We start from the raw sequence: 17,036 nt of genomic DNA on the forward strand, positions 1-17,036 counted from the left end.
AACCAGCGATAGGCAACGTTAACCTGAATCTCGCGCATTAACTGTCGTTCGCTGCGCACGCCGAACAGGTAGCCAATAAACAGCATCTTGAACAGAGTGACCGGGTCAATCGCCGGGCGACCGTTGTCAGCACAATACAGGTGCTGGGTGGCAGGACGAATGAACTCGAAATCAATGTGCTGGGCGATCTTGCGCAGCAGATGGTCAGCTGGCACCAGTTCTTCGAGGGTGACCATCTCCAGCGCGTGTTGTTTGGGTGAAGGGGGGTTGAGCATCGGGTTGGCCTGCGATAAACGACAACCCATTAAACAAAAGCCCCCGCCTTTCGGCTAGGGGCTTTGTCAGCAGTCTGAGAGCCCCGGTACCGGGGCTCTGTGTCGTGCCTTCGAATGTCAGGCCGGTAGGGCCTGACGTAACTCCGTTGCACGTCGAGTCTGGGTTTGAGTCTGGCTTTGCTGTGGCTGAACCACTTCGTAAACGTGAAAGGCTTGGGGGCCAAAAGGGTCCAGAGCAGTGTCGATGTGGCGAAAGCTTACCGGCACCGGTGCGCCGGAACCGACCACCATGAACTGGCGTTTGATAACCGGCAGGTCGATGCTGAGCGGCTCTTCTACCCAGAGGTAGACTTGCTTTTGCGCCAACAGGTACTCGCAGCGCACGACCCGATAGCCCTCGCGCAGCGCGAGGGTAGTGATCTTCTGGTCGCTGTTCAGGGTGTACTGGTGAATAGTTTTCATGCCTGTTCTCCGAGCCGGGAATGACGTGGCTAGGATCGCGCGGTGAGAGGTCGCAATAAATAGAGTTATTTCTTATTTATTGCTCGGTTTTTTCGATGCTGTCATCCAGGTCCGGCCGTGTGTGCAGTAGCGCGGCCACACCCGGATTGCTGCTGGCGCGGGCGCGAGTGACCGCATACAGGGTTTCACGTACTTGTTCGATCGCGCCTATGCAGGTTACCTCGTACTGCCTGCATACCTCCTCGCGAATCACGGTTGGTGCAGCAAAGTAGCCGACCCCTTCGCGACCAAACACCTTGATCAGTGCGCTGTCATCGACTTCTGCAACCACGTTGATACGAATGCGCTGGGCGGCGAACCAGTTCATCAACTCGTTGATGTAGGGTGCGTTGAGTGAGGTGGTGAGAAAGGGCTCACGGTCCAGACTGGCGGGAAAGCCCGGCATCAGCCTGCTGCTCAGGGCGGGGGCTGCAAACAGCGAGATGGACGAGCTGGCGAGCTGGGTTGCCCGGAATTGGCCGGCATCCTTGAAGTCGGGCTGACGGTCGGTCAAGAGGATGTCCAGCTCGCGGCGCCCCAGCCGTTTCAGCAACTCACTGGTTTCGCCCGTCTGACAGCGCAAGTGGACCGGGCGCGGCAAAGCCAGTGCGGGCGCCGTCAGGTGATAGGCAATGAGTTTGTGAATAGAGGCTGCGATACCAACGGAGAGGTTGAGTGGCCTGGTTTCTGGCGGCTGCTGCAACAGATCGTCCAGCGCCTGGACGCTCTGGAAAATTTCTTCTGCGTAGCTGAAGACGGTTTGCCCGAAGTTGGTCAGTTGCAGCGAGCGGTTGCGGCGCAGAAACAGCGCGTTGCCCAGGTTTGCCTCCAGCGTCGCCAACTGACCGCTCAGCGTTTGTGGCGACAGCTTTAGAACATCTGCGGCGCGCACGATGGAGCCGTTGCGCGCGATCATCCAGAAATAATGCAGATGGCGAAGGTTGATATGGTCCACTAGTGTCTCCCGGTCGTGCGGGGAGGCCCGCCGGGTCATGGTAGCCTGTCGTTACCTACTCGCACAGCAGGGAAAGCGCGCGCTTACGCCGTGCTTTGGCTATCATGTGCGGCACTCTTGCGCCGTTGGGGATTGTTGTATGGTGCGCTTTCTGCGACCGGTACTCTTTGTCTGTGGCATTCTGACTCTTCTGATGGCGGGGCTGATGCTCGCGGTGGCCTGCTTTGCCTGGTTGCGGCAGGACCCGGAGATGGAAGTTTTCCTGATCTCCTTCGGTATCACCCTGGGTTGCGGTCTAGTGCTGGTGCTGGGATGTCATGATCGCGGCTTTCATCTGGTTGCTCGCCAGCTTTACCTGCTGACCAGCCTGAGCTGGGTGCTGATGTCGCTGTTCGGCGCGTTGCCGCTGTTCTTCAGTCATTTTCAGCTGAGCGCTGAGGATGCTGTCTTTGAGGCGGTGTCCGGTATCACCACCACCGGCTCGACCATTCTCAGTGGCATTGAGCACGTGGCGCCGAGCCTGCTGCTGTGGCGCTCGTTGCTGCAGTGGTTGGGCGGGTTGGGGGTGATCGGTATGGCGGTGTCCATCCTGCCGTTTTTGCGGGTTGGTGGCATGCGGCTGTTCCACACCGAGTCCTCCGACTGGTCGGAAAAGTCGATCCCGCGTGTGCAATCACTGGCGCGCCTGCTGGTGCTGACCTACCTGACCCTCTCGGTCTGCTGCGTACTGTCCTATTGGCTGGCGGGCATGACGCTGTTCGATGCGGTCAATCACGCCATGGCTACGGTGTCCACGGGCGGCTTTGCCACCGATGACCGATCCATGGGGCGGTTCTCGCTGGGGGTGCTCTGGGTGTCGATCCTGTTCATGATTCTGAGCGCCTTGCCCTTTACCCTGCTGATCGGCTTCTTCCGCAGGCCATCAATGGATCTGTTCAGAAACCAGCAGGTGCTTGGGTTCTTTGCGATTATCGTGGTGGTGTCGCTACTGCTGACGGCTGATCTGATTGACCTGCAGGTGTTTGCCCCCTTCGAGGCCTTTACCCAGGCGAGCTTCAACCTGGTATCGGTGATCACGACTACCGGTTTTGCCTCGGCCGACTACACCCAGTGGGGGACCTTCAGTATCGCGCTGTTCTTTGTCGTCATGTTTATTGGTGGTTGCTCGGGCTCCACCAGTGGCGGCATGAAGGTGTTTCGCTTTCAGCTCAGTTACCTGTTTCTGCGCAGCCAGATTCGCAAGCTGATTCACCCCAGCGGCGTATTTGTGACCCAGTACAATGGCCGGCCGGTGCAAGATGACATCGTTCTCTCGGCGGTGGCCTTTTCCTTTCTGTTCTTTGTCACGCTGGCAGTCATCACTCTGCTGCTGGCGCTGATGGGGCTGGAGCTGATGACCAGCCTTACCGCGGCTGCTACGGCGCTGACCAACGTCGGGCCGGGGCTGGGCGAGATTGTCGGGCCGGCGGGCAACTTTGCCAGCCTGCCGGTGGCGGCCAAGTGGCTGCTGTCCTTCGCCATGTTGATGGGGCGCTTGGAGTTGCTGACGCTGATGGTACTCTTTACCCCCATGTTCTGGCGTGGGTGAATACATGGGATCGGGGGAGACAGTCTGATGCGCATTATCATTCTTGGCGCCGGCCAGGTGGGCCGCAGTCTGGTCGAGCACCTGGTCAGCGAGAAAAACCACATAACCGTGGTGGATACCAATGCGGACCGCCTGCAGATGGTGCAGGAGCTGCACGACGTGAACATCCTCTGTGCCCACGGCGCCCATCCGGTGACCCTGTCCAAGGCGGGGGCCGACGATGCCGATATGCTGGTGGCGGTGACCAACAGCGACGAGGTGAACATGATTGCCTGCCAGGTCGGGCAGTCCCTGTTTCACGTACCGAACAAGGTGGCGCGTGTGCGCGAGCCGGGCTACATGGAGCAGAATCAGGCGCTGTTTGCCAAGGCGGCGGTGCCGGTGGATGTCCTGATCAACCCCGAGGCGCTGGTCACCCAGCATCTGAAAAAGCTGATTCGCTATCCGGGCGCCTTGCAGGTCATCAACTTTGCTGATGGCTTGGCGCAGCTGGTCGCGGTACGCGCCACCACTGGCGGGGCGCTGGTCGGCCAGCGCATTTCTGCGTTGCGTGAGCACTTGCCGGCGGTGGAGATTCGCGTTGCGGCCATCTTTCGCCAGAATCACTCGGTGGTGCCGGACGGCGATACCGTGATTCAGGATGGCGATGAGGTGTTCTTTGTCGCGGCCAGGCCGGATATCCGCCTGGTGCTCAACGAGCTGCGTCGCCGCGAAAAACCCTACAAACGGATCGTGATTGCCGGCGGCGGCAATATCGGCGCGCGGCTGGCTCGGGTGTTGGAGGACGATTATAGGGTCAAGGTGATCGAGCAGGACATGGGCCGTTGCCAATACCTGTCTGAGCGCCTGCGCAAGACAACCGTGCTCTATGGCAGCGCCTCGGACCGCGAGCTGTTGCTGGAAGAAAGCATCGAGTCGGCCGACGTCTTCCTGGCGCTGACCAACGACGACGAAGCCAACATCATGTCCTCCATGCTGGCCAAGCGCATGGGAGCCCGTACCGTGATTACCCTGATCAGCAACCCGGCCTACGCCGAGCTGGTGCAGGGCGGCAGTATCGATATCGCCATCTCGCCGCAGCAGGCAACCATTGGCGCGTTGCTGACCCACGTGCGGCGCGGCGATGTGGTGGCCGTGCACTCCCTGCGCCGAGGTACCGCCGAGGCGATGGAAGCGGTTGCCCACGGTGATCCGCAAAGTTCACAGGTCGTTGGTAAGCGCATTGACGAGTTGCCGCTGCCGCCCGGCGCGATGGTGGGCGCTGTGGTGCGCGGCGAGGATGTGATCATTGCCCATGACAGCACCCAGATCGAGGAGGGTGATCATGTCATTGTGCTGGTGCCGGATAAGCGCGACATGCAGGCGGTAGAGCGCCTGTTCCAGGTAGGGTTGACGTTTTTGCTGTGATGGGCTGGCGCGTTCAGGTGCTTTTCTGGCTACCTGAGTGCGCTGTCTAGCAGTTGCTGCGCAGTGCCTTATCAGTCTGCGCTGCGCAGCTCGACCATGAGGTCGTCGGTCAGATTCTCCAGTGCATCGCGCAGGGCATCCAGGTCGGTCTGCGGGTAGACGCCCAGGTGAGCTTCGGCCTTGAACAGCATGTCGGCACTCATCGGCGCGGGCACGCACTCGGTTTCCAGTGACTCGACATTGACACCGTGGCTGGCCAGTACTCGGGATACTTCGTGCACGATGCCGGCACGGTCGTTGCCCACCAGGTTCAGAATCAGCGCGCTTTGCACCGGCTCTTCAGCCTGGCCACTGATGGCGACCTGCACGTTGATGCCCAGGCTGGTCAAGCCCTCCAGGTCTATGCGCAGGGCTTCGAGCTGGTCGTTGCCAACATCAACCCGCAGAATGCCGGCGAACTGCCCAGCCATGCGCGCCATGCGGCTTTCCAGCCAGTTGCCGCCATGACGGCTGATGGTCTGGGCAAGGCTCTCTACCAGACCGGGCTTGTCGGCTGAAATCACGGTAATTACGAGCGGGGTGGTCATGGGTGTCTCCTATGGGCCGGTGGTTGGCCGTTATTAGTAGTAACGACCTTCGCCGGTGGCCGTCATTTCCTGACAGGTGGCCTCCAGGTTCTCAAAGTCGTAATCCGATAGGCCAACGTATTCGAGAATGGCTGCGCCCACGGCGTTCCATTCGTGATCAACCCGATGGTTGCCGAGGACCCGGTAGGATTGGCAGATATGCTCTGCCATCTTCAGAATCGCCAGCAGGTTCTTTTGTTCCACATCCTTGCCCAGCGGCGAGAGAAAGGTCTGCTCGGCGTTGTGGTGGCTGGCGATAGCCTCGCACAGGTGGGGCGGCAGGCGCCATGATTTGGCGGTGTAATAGCCGATCACCGCGTGGTTGGTGTTCATGCGCTGGTTTTCCACATCGACGATGCGCACGTCGTTCTGTGCGTAGGACTCTTCCATGACTTCGATGTAGTAGGGGAAGCGGCTAAGCATCAGCGGGATGCCGCAGTTGTGGAACAGCCCCAGCGCGTAGGCTTCGTCCGGCTCCACACAACCAATGCGCTTGGCCAGTGTCATGCACGTCACGGCGATATCCTGGGCGCTGTCCCAGAAGCGGTTCAGGTTGACGATGTTTTCATCGGTCAGCTCGCCACGAATGGACTGGGCGTTGACGATATTGACCACCCGCGACACGCCCAGCAGGTTGACCGCCTGCTGAATTGAGCTGATGCGGTTGGTCAGACCAAAAAAGGCCGAGTTGACCACCTTGAGCAGGCTGCCGGACAGGCCCGGGTCCTGGCTGATCAGCCGGGCGATGACCTTCAGGTCCGGGTCCGGCATCAGTTGCTCCATCTGCAGGTCGACCATGATCTGCGGCTGCGGCGGCACGCTGATGCCCTGCAGTGCGCTGCTGATCTGCTGGTCGGTAAGCTCGGCATTCATGGAGACGATCCGCTGGTGACTGAATCACCGAGTTTAGCGCCACTGGGGGGCGCTTGGGAAACCCCTGCGAGGCTCTGGCGCAAAGGCCCTTCGCGGGCGCGGCGCGAAGGGCCGGCAGTCTGTATAATCGACCGCTGTATTTCTACATCCCGCTTGTTCCCCAGGAGTTTCTCATGTCACTGCCCAGTCTGCGTCTCAAAGCCAATGCCGAACGGCGCATCCGCGCAGGGCACCTGTGGGTCTTCAGTAATGAAGTGGATACCGCGCAGACGCCGCTGACCGCCTTTGAGGCTGGCCAGCAGGCGCAGCTCGAAACCAGCAGCGGTAAGCCTCTGGGCCTGGTGTGCATCAGCCCCAACAACCTGATCTGTGCGCGCCTGTTTGGTCGCGATACCGGCCACCTGCTCGACAAGTCGCTGCTGGTGCACCGCTTCAAGGTGGCGCTGAGCCTGCGCGAGCGCCTGTTCGACAAGCCCTTCTATCGCCTGGTGTACGGCGAGTCCGACCTGTTGCCGGGCCTGGTAGTGGACCGCTTTGGCGACTACTTCGTGGTACAGATCGCCAACCCCGGCATGGAGCGTGTACGCGATGCCATCGTTGAAGCGCTGGTGCAGGTGTTCAAGCCGCAGGCGGTGCTGTTCAAGAACGACAGCGGCGCGCGCAAGCTTGAAGGGCTGGACTCCTACGTCGAGGATGCCTACGGCGTGATGCCGGAGACGGTGGCGCTGGAGGAAAACGGCGTGCGCTTTGAGGCGCCGGTACGCGAGGGCCAGAAGACTGGCTGGTTCTACGATCACCGCGCCAACCGCGCGCGCCTGGCGCCCTATGTGGCCGGCAAGCGGGTGCTCGACCTGTACAGTTACATTGGCGGCTGGGGCGTGCAGGCCGCCGCCTTTGGGGCCAGCGAGGTGATGTGTGTCGACAGCTCGGCACCGGCACTGGATTGCGTCGAGGCCAATGCCGAGCTCAACGGTGTGGCCGAGAAGATGGCCGTGGTCGAAGGCGACGTGATGGCGGCGCTGCGCGAACTCAAAGGCGCCAACGAGCGCTTTGACCTGGTGATCGCCGATCCGCCGGCGTTTATCAAAAAGCGCAAGGATATCCGCAACGGCGAAGCCGCCTACCGCCGGCTCAATGAGCAGGCCATGCGCCTGCTCAACAAGGACGGCATTCTGGTCTCTGCCTCCTGCTCCATGCACCTGGAGGAAGACCGCCTGCGCGACGCCCTGCTCGGCGCCAGCCGCCACCTGGATCGCAACCTGATCATCACCGAGCGCGGCTTCCAAGGCGCCGACCACCCGCTGCACCCGGCGATTCCGGAGACCGGGTATATCAAGGCGTTGTTTTGTAGGGTAACGCCGGCCTGACGCCGGCTTCGTGCCGGCGAGCTGCAAGCCGCAAGTTGCAAGCAAAACCCGCGTGGCTGCCAATCGCGCGGATTTTCTTGAAGTGGTGAGTGGTTGCACGGGTTTTAGAAAACACTTGACGGTTTTGCTGCCGAACTCACCCTGATTACGCTTGCAGCTTGCAGCTTGCAGCTTGCAGCTTGCAGCTTGCAGCTTGCAGCTTGCAGCTTGCAGCTTGCAGCTTGCAGCTTGCAGCTTGCAGCTTAGAACGGCTGCGCTTCAGCGCAGGCTGATAACCGGCCAACCCTGCGCCTGTGCATGGGCGCGCAGGGTGTCGTCGGGGTCGACGGCGACGGGGTGGTCGACCATGCCCAGCAGCGGCAGGTCGTTGTGCGAGTCGCTGTAGAAGTAGCTGCCTTCCAGCGTGCGGTTGTTTTCCAGTAGCCAGCGCTCCAGTCGGTTGACCTTGCCGTCGCGGAAGCAGGGGATGTCGGTGGTGCGGCCGGTGTACTGACCGTTGGCGCGCTCGCACTCGGTGGCCAGCAGCAGGTCGATGCCCAGGTGGCGGGCAATCGGGCCGGTGATAAAGCGGTTGGTGGCGGTGATGATTATCAGGGTGTCACCGGCTTGGCGGTGGCGTTCGATCAGCGCCTGTGCCTTGGGCAGGACGATGGGCAGGATCTTCTCCTGCATGAATTGCGCGTGCCAGGCATCCAGCTGGCCTTGCGGGTGCTCGCCCAGTAGTGCCAGACAGAAGTTCAGGTAGACCTGAATATCCAGCTTGCCGGCCAGGTAGTCGTTGAAAAACTGATCATTGCGCGCTTGATACTGCTCAGGGTCGACAATCCGGTGGGCGACGATGAATTCGCCCCAGGCGTGGTCGCTGTCCCCGCCAAGCAGGGTGTTGTCGAGGTCAAAGATGGCAAGTGGCAAGGCAGCTCTCCCGGGCTGTGTAACAGGCTGCATAGAATAAAGCAGTCTGCGCGCATTTGCCCACGCCGAGGAGGCGCTTCCAGAATTGCCGCCCCGGCGTCCTTTGTGGAACAATGCGGAGGTTACTGTAGAAGGATAGCGGCTGTGATTGACCCCGATGGTTTCAGACCCAATGTAGGCATTATCCTGACCAATGAGTTGGGGCAGGTGCTTTGGGCCAGGCGCATCGGTCAGGACTCCTGGCAGTTCCCGCAGGGCGGGATTCAGCGCAACGAGAGTCCAGAGCAGGCGCTTTACCGCGAGCTGCATGAAGAGGTTGGTCTGCTGCCTGCCGATGTCGAAATTCTGGCTTGCACCCGAGGCTGGCTGCGCTACCGATTGCCGCAGCGCCTTATCCGCAGCCATTCGCAGCCGGTCTGCGTTGGGCAAAAGCAGAAGTGGTTTCTGTTGCGGCTGAAAAGTGAAGATCAGCGCGTGTGCATGACGCGCAGCGCAAAACCGGAATTCGACGGTTGGCGTTGGGTCAGCTACTGGTATCCTCTGGGACAGGTTGTCCCGTTCAAACGTGATGTTTACCGCCGCGCCATGAAAGAATTGGCGCCCCGTCTGCTTTCCAGTTTACCGGGTAGTTGATGATGCTCAACACGCTCCGCCGTATTGTCCAGGAGGTCAACTCTGCCAGAGATCTGGCAGCGGCTCTGGACATTATTGTGCAGCGTGTGCGCGAGGCCATGGGCACCGAGGTGTGCTCGGTCTACCTGCTCAACCCGGAGATCGGCCGCTACGTGCTGATGGCCACCGAAGGTCTGAACAAGGACGCGGTGCGCGCCGTGACCTTGGGCACCAGCGAGGGTCTGATCGGCTATGTCGGCGCTCGCGAGGAGCCGCTCAACCTCGAAGACGCCGCTTCACACCCCCGTTTCCGTTACTTTGCCGAGACCGGCGAAGAGCGCTTTGCCTCCTTCCTTGGTGTACCCATCATCCACCACCGCCGGGTGATGGGCGTGCTGGTTGTGCAGCAGAAGGAGCGGCGCCAGTTTGATGAGGGCGAGGAAGCCTTCCTGGTCACCATGAGCGCGCAGCTCGCCGGTGTGATTGCCCATGCCGAGGCAACCGGTGCCATTGGCGGGCTCGGCTGGGGTGGTGAGGTGGTACAGGACACCCGCTTCGACGGTGTGGCCGGCGCCCCCGGCATTGCCATGGGGCACGCGGTGGTGATTCTGCCGCCGGCGGACCTCAAGTCCGTGCCGGACAAGCAGGTGCAGGATGTCGAGGCCGAGGTCGCCCTGTTCCGCCGGGCGCTGGACGCCGTGCGTGCCGATATGCAGCAGCTGTCCAGCAAGCTGTCGTCGCAGCTCAGGCCGGAAGAACTGGCGCTGTTCGACGTGTATCTGATGATGCTTGACGACGCGGCGCTGGGTAACGAAGTAACCAAGATCATTCGCTCCGGCCAGTGGGCCCAGGGCGCACTGCGCGAAGTAGTGCTGGCTCATGTGACGCGCTTTGAGCTGATGGACGACCCTTACTTGCGTGAGCGGGCGGCCGACGTCAAGGATTTGGGGCGTCGTATTCTGGCCTATCTGCAGGAAGTGGGTCGCCAGGAGCTGGTGTTCCCCGACCAGACCATTTTGGTCAGCGAAGAGCTGTCGCCGGTGATGCTGGGGCAGGTGCCCAAGGAGAAGCTGGTCGGTCTGGTCTCGGTGCTGGGCTCAGGTAGCTCGCACGTCGCCATTCTGGCCCGGGCGATGGGTATCCCGACGGTGATGGGCGCGCTGGACCTGCCCTACACCCGTCTCGACGGCATGGAGCTGATTGTCGACGGTAACCGGGGAGAGGGCTATTCCAACCCGTCACCCGAGCTGCGTCGCCATTTCCTGGAGCTGGTGCGCGAGGAGCGTGAGCTGGTTCAGGGGCTGGAGAAGCTGCGCGATGTGCCCTGTGTGACCCTTGACGGCTTCCGTATGCCGTTGATGGTCAACACCGGCCTGCAGGCCGATGTGGCGCGCTCGCTGGACCGTGGCGCCGAGGGCGTCGGGCTGTATCGCACCGAAGTGCCCTTCATGATTCAGGATCGTTTCCCGAGCGAGAAGGAGCAGCAGGCTACCTATCGGGAGCAGCTCGAAGCCTTCCATCCGCTGCCGGTGACCATGCGTTCGCTGGATATCGGTGGTGACAAGGCGCTGACCTACTTCCCCATCGATGAAGAAAACCCCTTCCTCGGCTGGCGCGGTATCCGCGTAACGCTGGATCACCCGGAAATCTTTCTGGTGCAGACCCGCGCCATGCTCAAGGCCAGTCAGGGCCTGAACAACCTGCGCATCATGCTGCCCATGGTCAGTAGCCTGTTTGAGGTGGAAGAGGCGCTGCACCTTATTCACCGAGCCTACAGCGAAGTGCTGGACGAGGGCGTTGATGTTCCCATGCCGCCGGTCGGGGTGATGATCGAGGTGCCTGCCGCGGTCTATCAGGCGCGCGAGCTGATCCAGATGGTGGATTTTCTCTCGGTGGGCACCAACGACCTGACCCAGTACCTGCTGGCGGTTGACCGCAACAACCCGCGTGTAGCAGACCTCTATCACTCGCTGCACCCGGCGGTGTTGCAGGCCTTGATCAAGGTGGCCACGGCCTGCCGGGAAGCGGGCAAGCCCATGAGCGTGTGCGGCGAGATGGCGGGTGACCCGGCAGCGGCGGTGCTGCTGATGGCGATGGGTTGCGACGCGCTGTCGATGAACGCCACCAACCTGCCGAAGGTGAAGTGGCTGCTGCGTCAGATCAAGCTGACCGACGCCAAGGCGCTGCTGGACGAGGTGATTGAGCTGGACAACCCGCATCTGGTGCTCAGCACCCTGCACCTTGCCCTGCGCCGCATGGGGCTGGGCAAGGTGCTTAGTCAGCCGCGTTAATATCTCCTAAGCCCACTCGCACAGGCGCTCGCCCTCGGGCTGACCGAGTGGACCAAAGCGTTTTTCAATTAGCTCAATCCCCCCGTCTTGTCCGATACGCAGCAGGTTGCTGGCGCGGGTGCCGTATTCGCGGTTGCCGGTGATAAAGGCCGGAGCCAGCATGCGCTCCCACTGCTGACTGATACCGGTGGCGGGTAGTTGCTCATCCGGATAGCTGCGACTGTTGGCCAGCAGGCCCAGCAGGTGTTCGCTGTCGGCGTCGGCCGCTTCGCAGAGCGCGTCGCGCAGGTAGCCGGTTTTTGGCCAGGGGCTGTCGAGGTCGGCGTTGGACAGACCGTAGACGCCGGGGCCAAGCTCGCGTGGCTGCCCGTCGAGGCTGTTGAGAAACCAGAGTGCATTGGCATCGCCGACCAGCAGGTTGAAACCGCTGTACTGTTCGCGCTGGGCGGCCAACTGCTGCATAAAGGCCTCGGGTGCTTGTCGGCCCTGCAGGTAGTCCAGTGGCAATTGGCCCCGCGACAGCGGCGCCTTGGCCGCGCCCGGTGCGCGAATGTTGGTGACGGCGGCAAAGCGCCCGTCACGGGTCACTCCAAGCCAGGTGCCGCCGGCTTCCAGGTCTCGGCCGGCGAGAAGTTCGGGCTGGTTCAGGTCATCCCACCAGTCCAGTGGGCGGGTGGGGCGGCGGTGGAATTCATCACGGTTACCGATCAGGGTCAGACGGTGGTGCTTGGACGTCTGCCAGGCAAAGGCAATCAAACACATATGGCTCTAGGCTCCTTGTTTGTTGTGCCTTGAGTGTACCTGCTGAGGTCTGCGGCCTGCACGTTTGCGGTGCGCTGACGGGGTGATTTCAGTAGACTAGCCGCTTTGCGCGTCAGGTCCGGCGGCTAGCCTGGGGGTGTTGTGGAGTTTCTGATCTATCTGGTACTGGGCGGCTTTGCCGGCACGCTGGCGGGGCTGTTCGGCGTGGGCGGCGGCATGATTATCGTGCCCGTGCTGGTCTACAGCTTCTCGCTGCAGGGCATGAACTCCGATGTGCTGACCCACATGGCGGTGGGTACATCGCTGGCGACCATCGTGTTTACCTCAATCAACGCGATCCGTGCTCACCATAAGAAAGGTGCCGTGCGTTGGCATTTGTTTGCTTGGCTGACTGTCGGCATCGTGCTGGGTACGGTGCTGGGCGCGCTGACAGCCGCGCAGATCAGCGGACCGCTGCTACAGAAGATCATTGGCGTATTCGCCATCTGTGTCGCTATTCAGATGGGCTTTAAGCTGCAGCCCAAGGCGAGCCTGGGGGAGCCGGGCAAGCCCGTTCTTGGCGTGGCTGGCGGGGTGATCGGCTGGGCATCTGCCATCTTCGGTATTGGCGGGGGCTCGCTGACGGTGCCCTTTCTGGTCTGGCGCAGCGTGCCTATGCAGCAGGCGGTTGCTACCTCGTCAGCCTGCGGGCTACCGATTGCAGTGGCTGGCGCGTTGTCATTTATTGTTACCGGCTGGCATGCAACCGCACTGCCGTCATGGAGTCTGGGGTATGTGTATTTGCCGGCGCTGATCGGCATTGCCGCCACCAGCATGTTGTTCGCCGGCTTTGGTGCGCGCCTGGCGCATCGGCTATCGCAGGATTTGCTAAAGCGGCTGTTCGCGTTGCTGTTGTTATGTGTTGGACTCAATTTTCTCGTCTAGGAATAGAGCATGCTGACCTACCCGCAGATTGATCCGGTTGCGCTGGCCATCGGCCCGCTGAAGATCCACTGGTACGGCCTGATGTACCTGATCGGCATTGGTGGCGCCTGGTGGCTGGCCAAGCGTCGGCTGGCCGACTTCGATCCGACCTGGAGTAAGGAGACCCTGTCCGACCTGGTGTTCTGGGTGGCGCTTGGGGTGATCGCCGGGGGGCGGCTGGGCTATGTGCTGTTCTACGATCTGCAGGCCTATATCAGCAATCCGCTGCTGATCCTGGAAATCTGGAAGGGCGGCATGTCCTTCCATGGAGGCCTGCTGGGCGTGCTGCTGGCGCTGCTGTGGTTCTCGCGCAAGCACAACAAGCGGTTCTTCGAGCTGGTCGACTTTGTCGCGCCACTGGTGCCGATTGGCCTGGGCGCCGGGCGCATCGGTAACTTCATCAATGCCGAGCTGTGGGGCAAGGCGACCGATCTGCCCTGGGCCATGGTATTCCCGACCGACCCCGCGCAGTTGGCACGCCACCCCTCGCAGCTGTATCAGTTTGCCCTGGAAGGGGTGGCGCTGTTCACCATCCTCTGGTTCTATTCGCGCAAGCCGCGGCCGACCATGGCCGTCAGCGGCCTGTTTGCCATCTGCTACGGCTGTTTCCGCTTTACCGTGGAGTTTGTCCGCGTGCCGGACGAGCAGCTTGGTTACCTGGCCTTCGATTGGCTGACCATGGGTCAGCTACTCTGTATTCCCATGATTGTATTTGGCGCCCTGCTAATGGGGCTGGCCTACCGGCGTGAGGGGCGCACCGCATGAAACAATACCTCGACCTGATGCGCCACGTGCGCGAGAACGGCACCTTCAAGAGCGATCGCACTGGTACCGGCACCTACAGTGTGTTCGGCCACCAGATGCGGTTTGACTTGGCCGAAGGCTTCCCGCTGGTCACCACCAAAAAGTGTCACCTCAAGTCGATCATCCATGAGCTGCTGTGGTTCCTGCAGGGCGATACGAACATTCGTTATCTGAAGGAAAATGGCGTTTCCATCTGGGATGAGTGGGCGGATGAAAAGGGTGACTTGGGCCCGGTGTATGGCTACCAGTGGCGCAGCTGGCCGGCGCCCAATGGCGAGTCGATTGACCAGATCAGCAAGCTGATTGCCATGATCAAGAGTAACCCGGATTCACGCCGCCTGATCGTGTCGGCCTGGAACCCGGCGCTGGTCGACCAGATGGCGCTGCCGCCCTGTCATGCACTGTTCCAGTTCTATGTGGCAGACGGCAAGCTGAGCTGCCAGCTCTATCAGCGCTCGGCCGATATCTTCCTCGGTGTGCCGTTCAACATTGCCAGCTATGCGCTGCTGACGCTGATGGTGGCCCAGGTCTGCGACCTGCAACCGGGCGAGTTCATCTGGACCGGTGGTGATTGCCACCTGTACGCTAACCACATCGAGCAGACCGACCTGCAGCTGACGCGCGAGCCGCTGCCGCTGCCGACCATGCAGCTCAACCCCGAGGTGCGTGACCTCTTTGCCTTCCGCTTTGAAGACTTTGAGTTGCAGGGCTATCAGGCGCACCCGCACATCAAGGCGCCGGTGGCGGTATGAGTGAGGTCAAACTGGCGCTGATCGCGGCCATGGCGCGCAACCGGGTGATCGGCCGTGACAACGCCATGCCCTGGCATCTGCCGGAGGATCTGCGCTACTTCAAGGCAGCGACCTTGGGCAAGCCGATTGTCATGGGCCGCAAAACCTTTGACTCGCTGGGTCGCCCGTTGCCCGGGCGCACCAACATTGTGGTCTCGCGTCAGGCGGATTTAACGCTTGATGGCGCGCAGGTGTTTGCGTCCATCGATGACGCACTGAACGCTGCCCGCCAGCAGGCACAGGCCGATGGGGTCGATGAGGTGATGGTTATTGGTGGCGATAACCTCTATCGCCAGACTCTGGAGCGTGCCGATCGCATCTATCTGACCCGCATTGAGTCGGAGCCTGAGGGCGATGCCTGGTTTCCGGCCTTTGACGAGCAAGCCTGGGCCGTGGTCAGCGAGCGTGCGGTGGCTGCCGGCGACGGCTATCCAGCGCATGTCTATCAGGTGCTTGAGCGGCGCTGACCGCGTCGCCACGCAGGCTGTCAGTGCAGGGCGTTCTGGCTGATCAGCTCATCCAGGGTGCGCGGGTGGCCGATCCAGAAGCCCTGTAGCAGGTTGCCGCCCCAGCGTGACAGCTGGTCGGCAACGCGGGCGTCTTCGACGTAGTTGGCCGCCACCTGCTTGTCCATCTGGCGCGACAGGGTGATCAGGCTCTGTAGGTAGGCGCCGTGTTCCTCTCCCTTGCTGCCGGTCAGCTCGCGGCTGTCCAGCTTCACCCCTGTGATTGGCAGGCGGCTCAGGTAGCCCAGCGCGCCGTATTCCGAACCGAAGTGATCCAGCCAGATTTCCACCCCCAGTGCATGCAGCGCCTGACACAGCTTGCTGGCCTGGTTGGCGTGCTTGAGCAGGGTGTCTTCGCGCAGCTCCAGCTGGATCATCTGCGGTGGCACCCGGCTGCGTTCCAGCAGTTGCTTCAGTTGCTCGGCAAAGCGCGGCTGCTTGAGCTCGCGATCGCTGAGGTTGATCGACAGGCGGCACTGAATGCCGGCGTCCAGCCATTGCCTGACGGCCTCCAGTGCCTGCCCAATCACCCAATGGCCCATCGGCAGGATCAGACCGCTGTGTTCGGCCAGCTTGAGAAAGGCGTCGGGTGTCAGCAGGCCGAGCTGTGGATGCTGCCAGCGCAGCAGCGCTTCCCAGGACACGGTGTCGCCGTTGCGGGTATCGACAATCGGCTGATAGTGCAGGCGGAACTGGCCCTCCAGCAGGCCGTGGCGCAGGCCCTGCTCGATGTCCAGATTGTGCCGGGTGGCGGCGTCTTTTTGCGGGTTGAAGAAGGCGTAGCCGTTGCGACCGTTGGCCTTGGCTCGGTACAGCGCCTGGTCGGCGTGCTGCAGCAATTCGGCGGCGGTGGCGCCGTGGCTGGGGTAGGTGGCAATGCCCACGCTGGCCGAGACCAGCAGGTGGTGGCCGCTGAGCGTGACCGGCTCGCTCAGGGCGTGAATGATCTTGCTGGCGATCAGCGCAGCGTCGTTCGGGTCGTGCAGGTCGTTGAGCAGCGCAACAAATTCGTCGCCGCCAATTCGCGCGATCAGGTCATCCTGGCGCATGGTCCGGCGCAGCCGGTTGGCGATTACGGCCAGCAGCAGGTCGCCCAGGCCGTGACCAAAGCTATCGTTAATCTGCTTGAAGTAATCCAGGTCGATATACAGCAGGGCAAAGCCGGTCGGGCTGCGCTGGCCGCGCATGATCATGCGGTCCAGTTCCGCTTCCAGCAGGGCACGGTTGCCGAGGCCGGTGAGCGGGTCCTGGCGCGCCATTTCCTGCAGCTTGCGGCCGCTGTCGCGGCGGCGCTCGGCATTGATCAGGGCACGCTGCAGGCCCTCGCTGCTCAGTGTCTCGCGCGCCAGGACATCGTCTGCGCCTTCGGCGATTGCGCCGGCGTCGCGCTCGGCGTTGCCATCGTCGCTGATCAGCAGGAACAGGGTGTTTTCGGCGGTGCGCCGTGCTTCGTTCAGCAGGCCAAGGTCGTTGGGCAGCAAGCAGGCGCTGTAGGGCTGTTGGCTCAGACGCGAGACGGCCTCGCGTGGGCTGGTGCAGATCTCGACCTGCGCCTGTGGCGAAGAGGAACGACAAAGCCCGAGCAGTTGCTCGCGCTTGGCGGGATTGCTTTCAACCAGCAGTATGGTGCGTGCGGGATCCATTAGGTGTGCTCTGTTGGGGGAGCTTGTTATCGTCCATGCACAAATTGTTGACGGCGGTATGTTAACGCCGTCACGGTTTTGTAGCACCTCTGCTGTTGAGTTAGTGGCCGAAATCTCCGACCAGCGGTATGGCTAAATGCCTTCAGTGTCAATGCGCCGG

Annotated in this window: 17 protein-coding genes; 9 read left to right on the forward strand and 8 right to left on the reverse strand. The window is 61.7% G+C overall.

The window, feature by feature from the left end; genetic code table 11:
• From BM116_RS04820 to BM116_RS04830, 3 genes are all read right to left on the reverse strand, one after another.
• Positions 1 to 275, reverse strand: a 275-nt coding sequence (locus BM116_RS04820) for a transposase (protein WP_139222353.1), incomplete at its 3' end; no start/stop codon positions are given.
• Between the two features lie 117 nt (positions 276 to 392).
• The gene (locus BM116_RS04825; RefSeq protein WP_090475029.1) at positions 393 to 737 is read right to left on the reverse strand and encodes a DUF7352 domain-containing protein; all 345 of its coding nucleotides are present in this window, start codon (positions 735 to 737) and stop codon (positions 393 to 395) included.
• A gap of 76 nt (positions 738 to 813) precedes the next feature.
• Entirely contained in the window at positions 814 to 1,731 is a 918-nt protein-coding gene (locus tag BM116_RS04830) for a LysR substrate-binding domain-containing protein (protein ID WP_083727951.1), read from the reverse strand.
• A gap of 139 nt (positions 1,732 to 1,870) precedes the next feature.
• Between BM116_RS04830 and BM116_RS04835 the strand changes: the two genes are divergently transcribed.
• Positions 1,871 to 3,319 carry a TrkH family potassium uptake protein gene (locus BM116_RS04835; protein ID WP_083727950.1) on the forward strand — a complete coding sequence of 483 codons (1,449 nt, stop codon included), beginning with the start codon at positions 1,871 to 1,873 and terminating at the stop codon, positions 3,317 to 3,319.
• 27 nt (positions 3,320 to 3,346) lie between these two features.
• Complete coding sequence (gene trkA / locus BM116_RS04840; protein WP_083727949.1) at positions 3,347 to 4,726, forward strand: Trk system potassium transporter TrkA; 1,380 nt, start codon at positions 3,347 to 3,349, stop codon at positions 4,724 to 4,726.
• Positions 4,727 to 4,797: 71 nt separating this feature from the next.
• On the opposite strand, the gene BM116_RS04845 is transcribed toward trkA, so the two are convergent.
• Both BM116_RS04845 and BM116_RS04850 read right to left on the reverse strand, forming a co-directional pair.
• The gene (locus BM116_RS04845; RefSeq protein WP_083727948.1) at positions 4,798 to 5,313 is read right to left on the reverse strand and encodes a glycine cleavage system transcriptional repressor; all 516 of its coding nucleotides are present in this window, start codon (positions 5,311 to 5,313) and stop codon (positions 4,798 to 4,800) included.
• Positions 5,314 to 5,346: 33 nt separating this feature from the next.
• Positions 5,347 to 6,225, reverse strand: a complete 879-nt coding sequence (locus BM116_RS04850) for an HDOD domain-containing protein (RefSeq protein WP_083727947.1) — start codon at positions 6,223 to 6,225, stop codon at positions 5,347 to 5,349.
• Between the two features lie 173 nt (positions 6,226 to 6,398).
• On the opposite strand from BM116_RS04850, the gene BM116_RS04855 reads away from it, so the two are divergent.
• The gene (locus BM116_RS04855) at positions 6,399 to 7,592 is read left to right on the forward strand and encodes a class I SAM-dependent rRNA methyltransferase (protein ID WP_083727946.1); all 1,194 of its coding nucleotides are present in this window, start codon (positions 6,399 to 6,401) and stop codon (positions 7,590 to 7,592) included.
• 258 nt (positions 7,593 to 7,850) lie between these two features.
• Here the strand turns inward: BM116_RS04855 and BM116_RS04860 are convergent, their stop codons facing one another.
• On the reverse strand, positions 7,851 to 8,504 hold the full coding sequence (locus tag BM116_RS04860; RefSeq protein WP_083727945.1) for a histidinol-phosphatase: 654 nt from the start codon (positions 8,502 to 8,504) through the stop codon (positions 7,851 to 7,853).
• 144 nt (positions 8,505 to 8,648) lie between these two features.
• On the opposite strand from BM116_RS04860, the gene rppH reads away from it, so the two are divergent.
• Together rppH and ptsP are read left to right on the forward strand one after the other, a co-directional pair.
• A complete protein-coding gene (rppH, locus tag BM116_RS04865; RefSeq protein WP_083727944.1) occupies positions 8,649 to 9,137 on the forward strand; it encodes an RNA pyrophosphohydrolase in 489 nt (162 codons plus the stop codon).
• Positions 9,138 to 9,139: 2 nt separating this feature from the next.
• Positions 9,140 to 11,407, forward strand: a complete 2,268-nt coding sequence (ptsP, locus tag BM116_RS04870; protein WP_083727943.1) for a phosphoenolpyruvate--protein phosphotransferase — start codon at positions 9,140 to 9,142, stop codon at positions 11,405 to 11,407.
• Between the two features lie 6 nt (positions 11,408 to 11,413).
• Here the strand turns inward: ptsP and BM116_RS04875 are convergent, their stop codons facing one another.
• Complete coding sequence (locus tag BM116_RS04875) at positions 11,414 to 12,169, reverse strand: NRDE family protein (RefSeq protein WP_083727942.1); 756 nt, start codon at positions 12,167 to 12,169, stop codon at positions 11,414 to 11,416.
• A 141-nt stretch (positions 12,170 to 12,310) separates the two neighbouring features.
• Between BM116_RS04875 and BM116_RS04880 the strand changes: the two genes are divergently transcribed.
• From BM116_RS04880 to BM116_RS04895, 4 genes are read left to right on the forward strand one after another with little or no spacing between them, the layout of a single operon-like run.
• Complete coding sequence (locus tag BM116_RS04880; protein ID WP_083727941.1) at positions 12,311 to 13,093, forward strand: sulfite exporter TauE/SafE family protein; 783 nt, start codon at positions 12,311 to 12,313, stop codon at positions 13,091 to 13,093.
• 9 nt (positions 13,094 to 13,102) lie between these two features.
• On the forward strand, positions 13,103 to 13,897 hold the full coding sequence (gene lgt, locus BM116_RS04885) for a prolipoprotein diacylglyceryl transferase (RefSeq protein WP_083727940.1): 795 nt from the start codon (positions 13,103 to 13,105) through the stop codon (positions 13,895 to 13,897).
• Entirely contained in the window at positions 13,894 to 14,688 is a 795-nt protein-coding gene (locus BM116_RS04890; protein WP_083727939.1) for a thymidylate synthase, read from the forward strand. Before lgt ends, BM116_RS04890 begins: the two co-directional genes overlap by 4 nt.
• A complete protein-coding gene (locus tag BM116_RS04895; protein ID WP_083727938.1) occupies positions 14,685 to 15,194 on the forward strand; it encodes a dihydrofolate reductase in 510 nt (169 codons plus the stop codon). The genes BM116_RS04890 and BM116_RS04895 overlap by 4 nt, the downstream gene beginning before the upstream one ends.
• Before the next feature lie 20 nt (positions 15,195 to 15,214).
• Here BM116_RS04895 and BM116_RS04900 read toward each other — a convergent pair whose 3' ends face one another.
• Positions 15,215 to 16,876, reverse strand: a complete 1,662-nt coding sequence (locus BM116_RS04900; protein WP_083727937.1) for a GGDEF/EAL domain-containing response regulator — start codon at positions 16,874 to 16,876, stop codon at positions 15,215 to 15,217.
• Positions 16,877 to 17,036: the final 160 nt, after the last annotated feature.

The organism is Halopseudomonas pachastrellae, from assembly GCF_900114765.1.
In the GTDB taxonomy this organism is placed as follows: Bacteria; Pseudomonadota; Gammaproteobacteria; order Pseudomonadales; family Pseudomonadaceae; genus Halopseudomonas; species Halopseudomonas pachastrellae.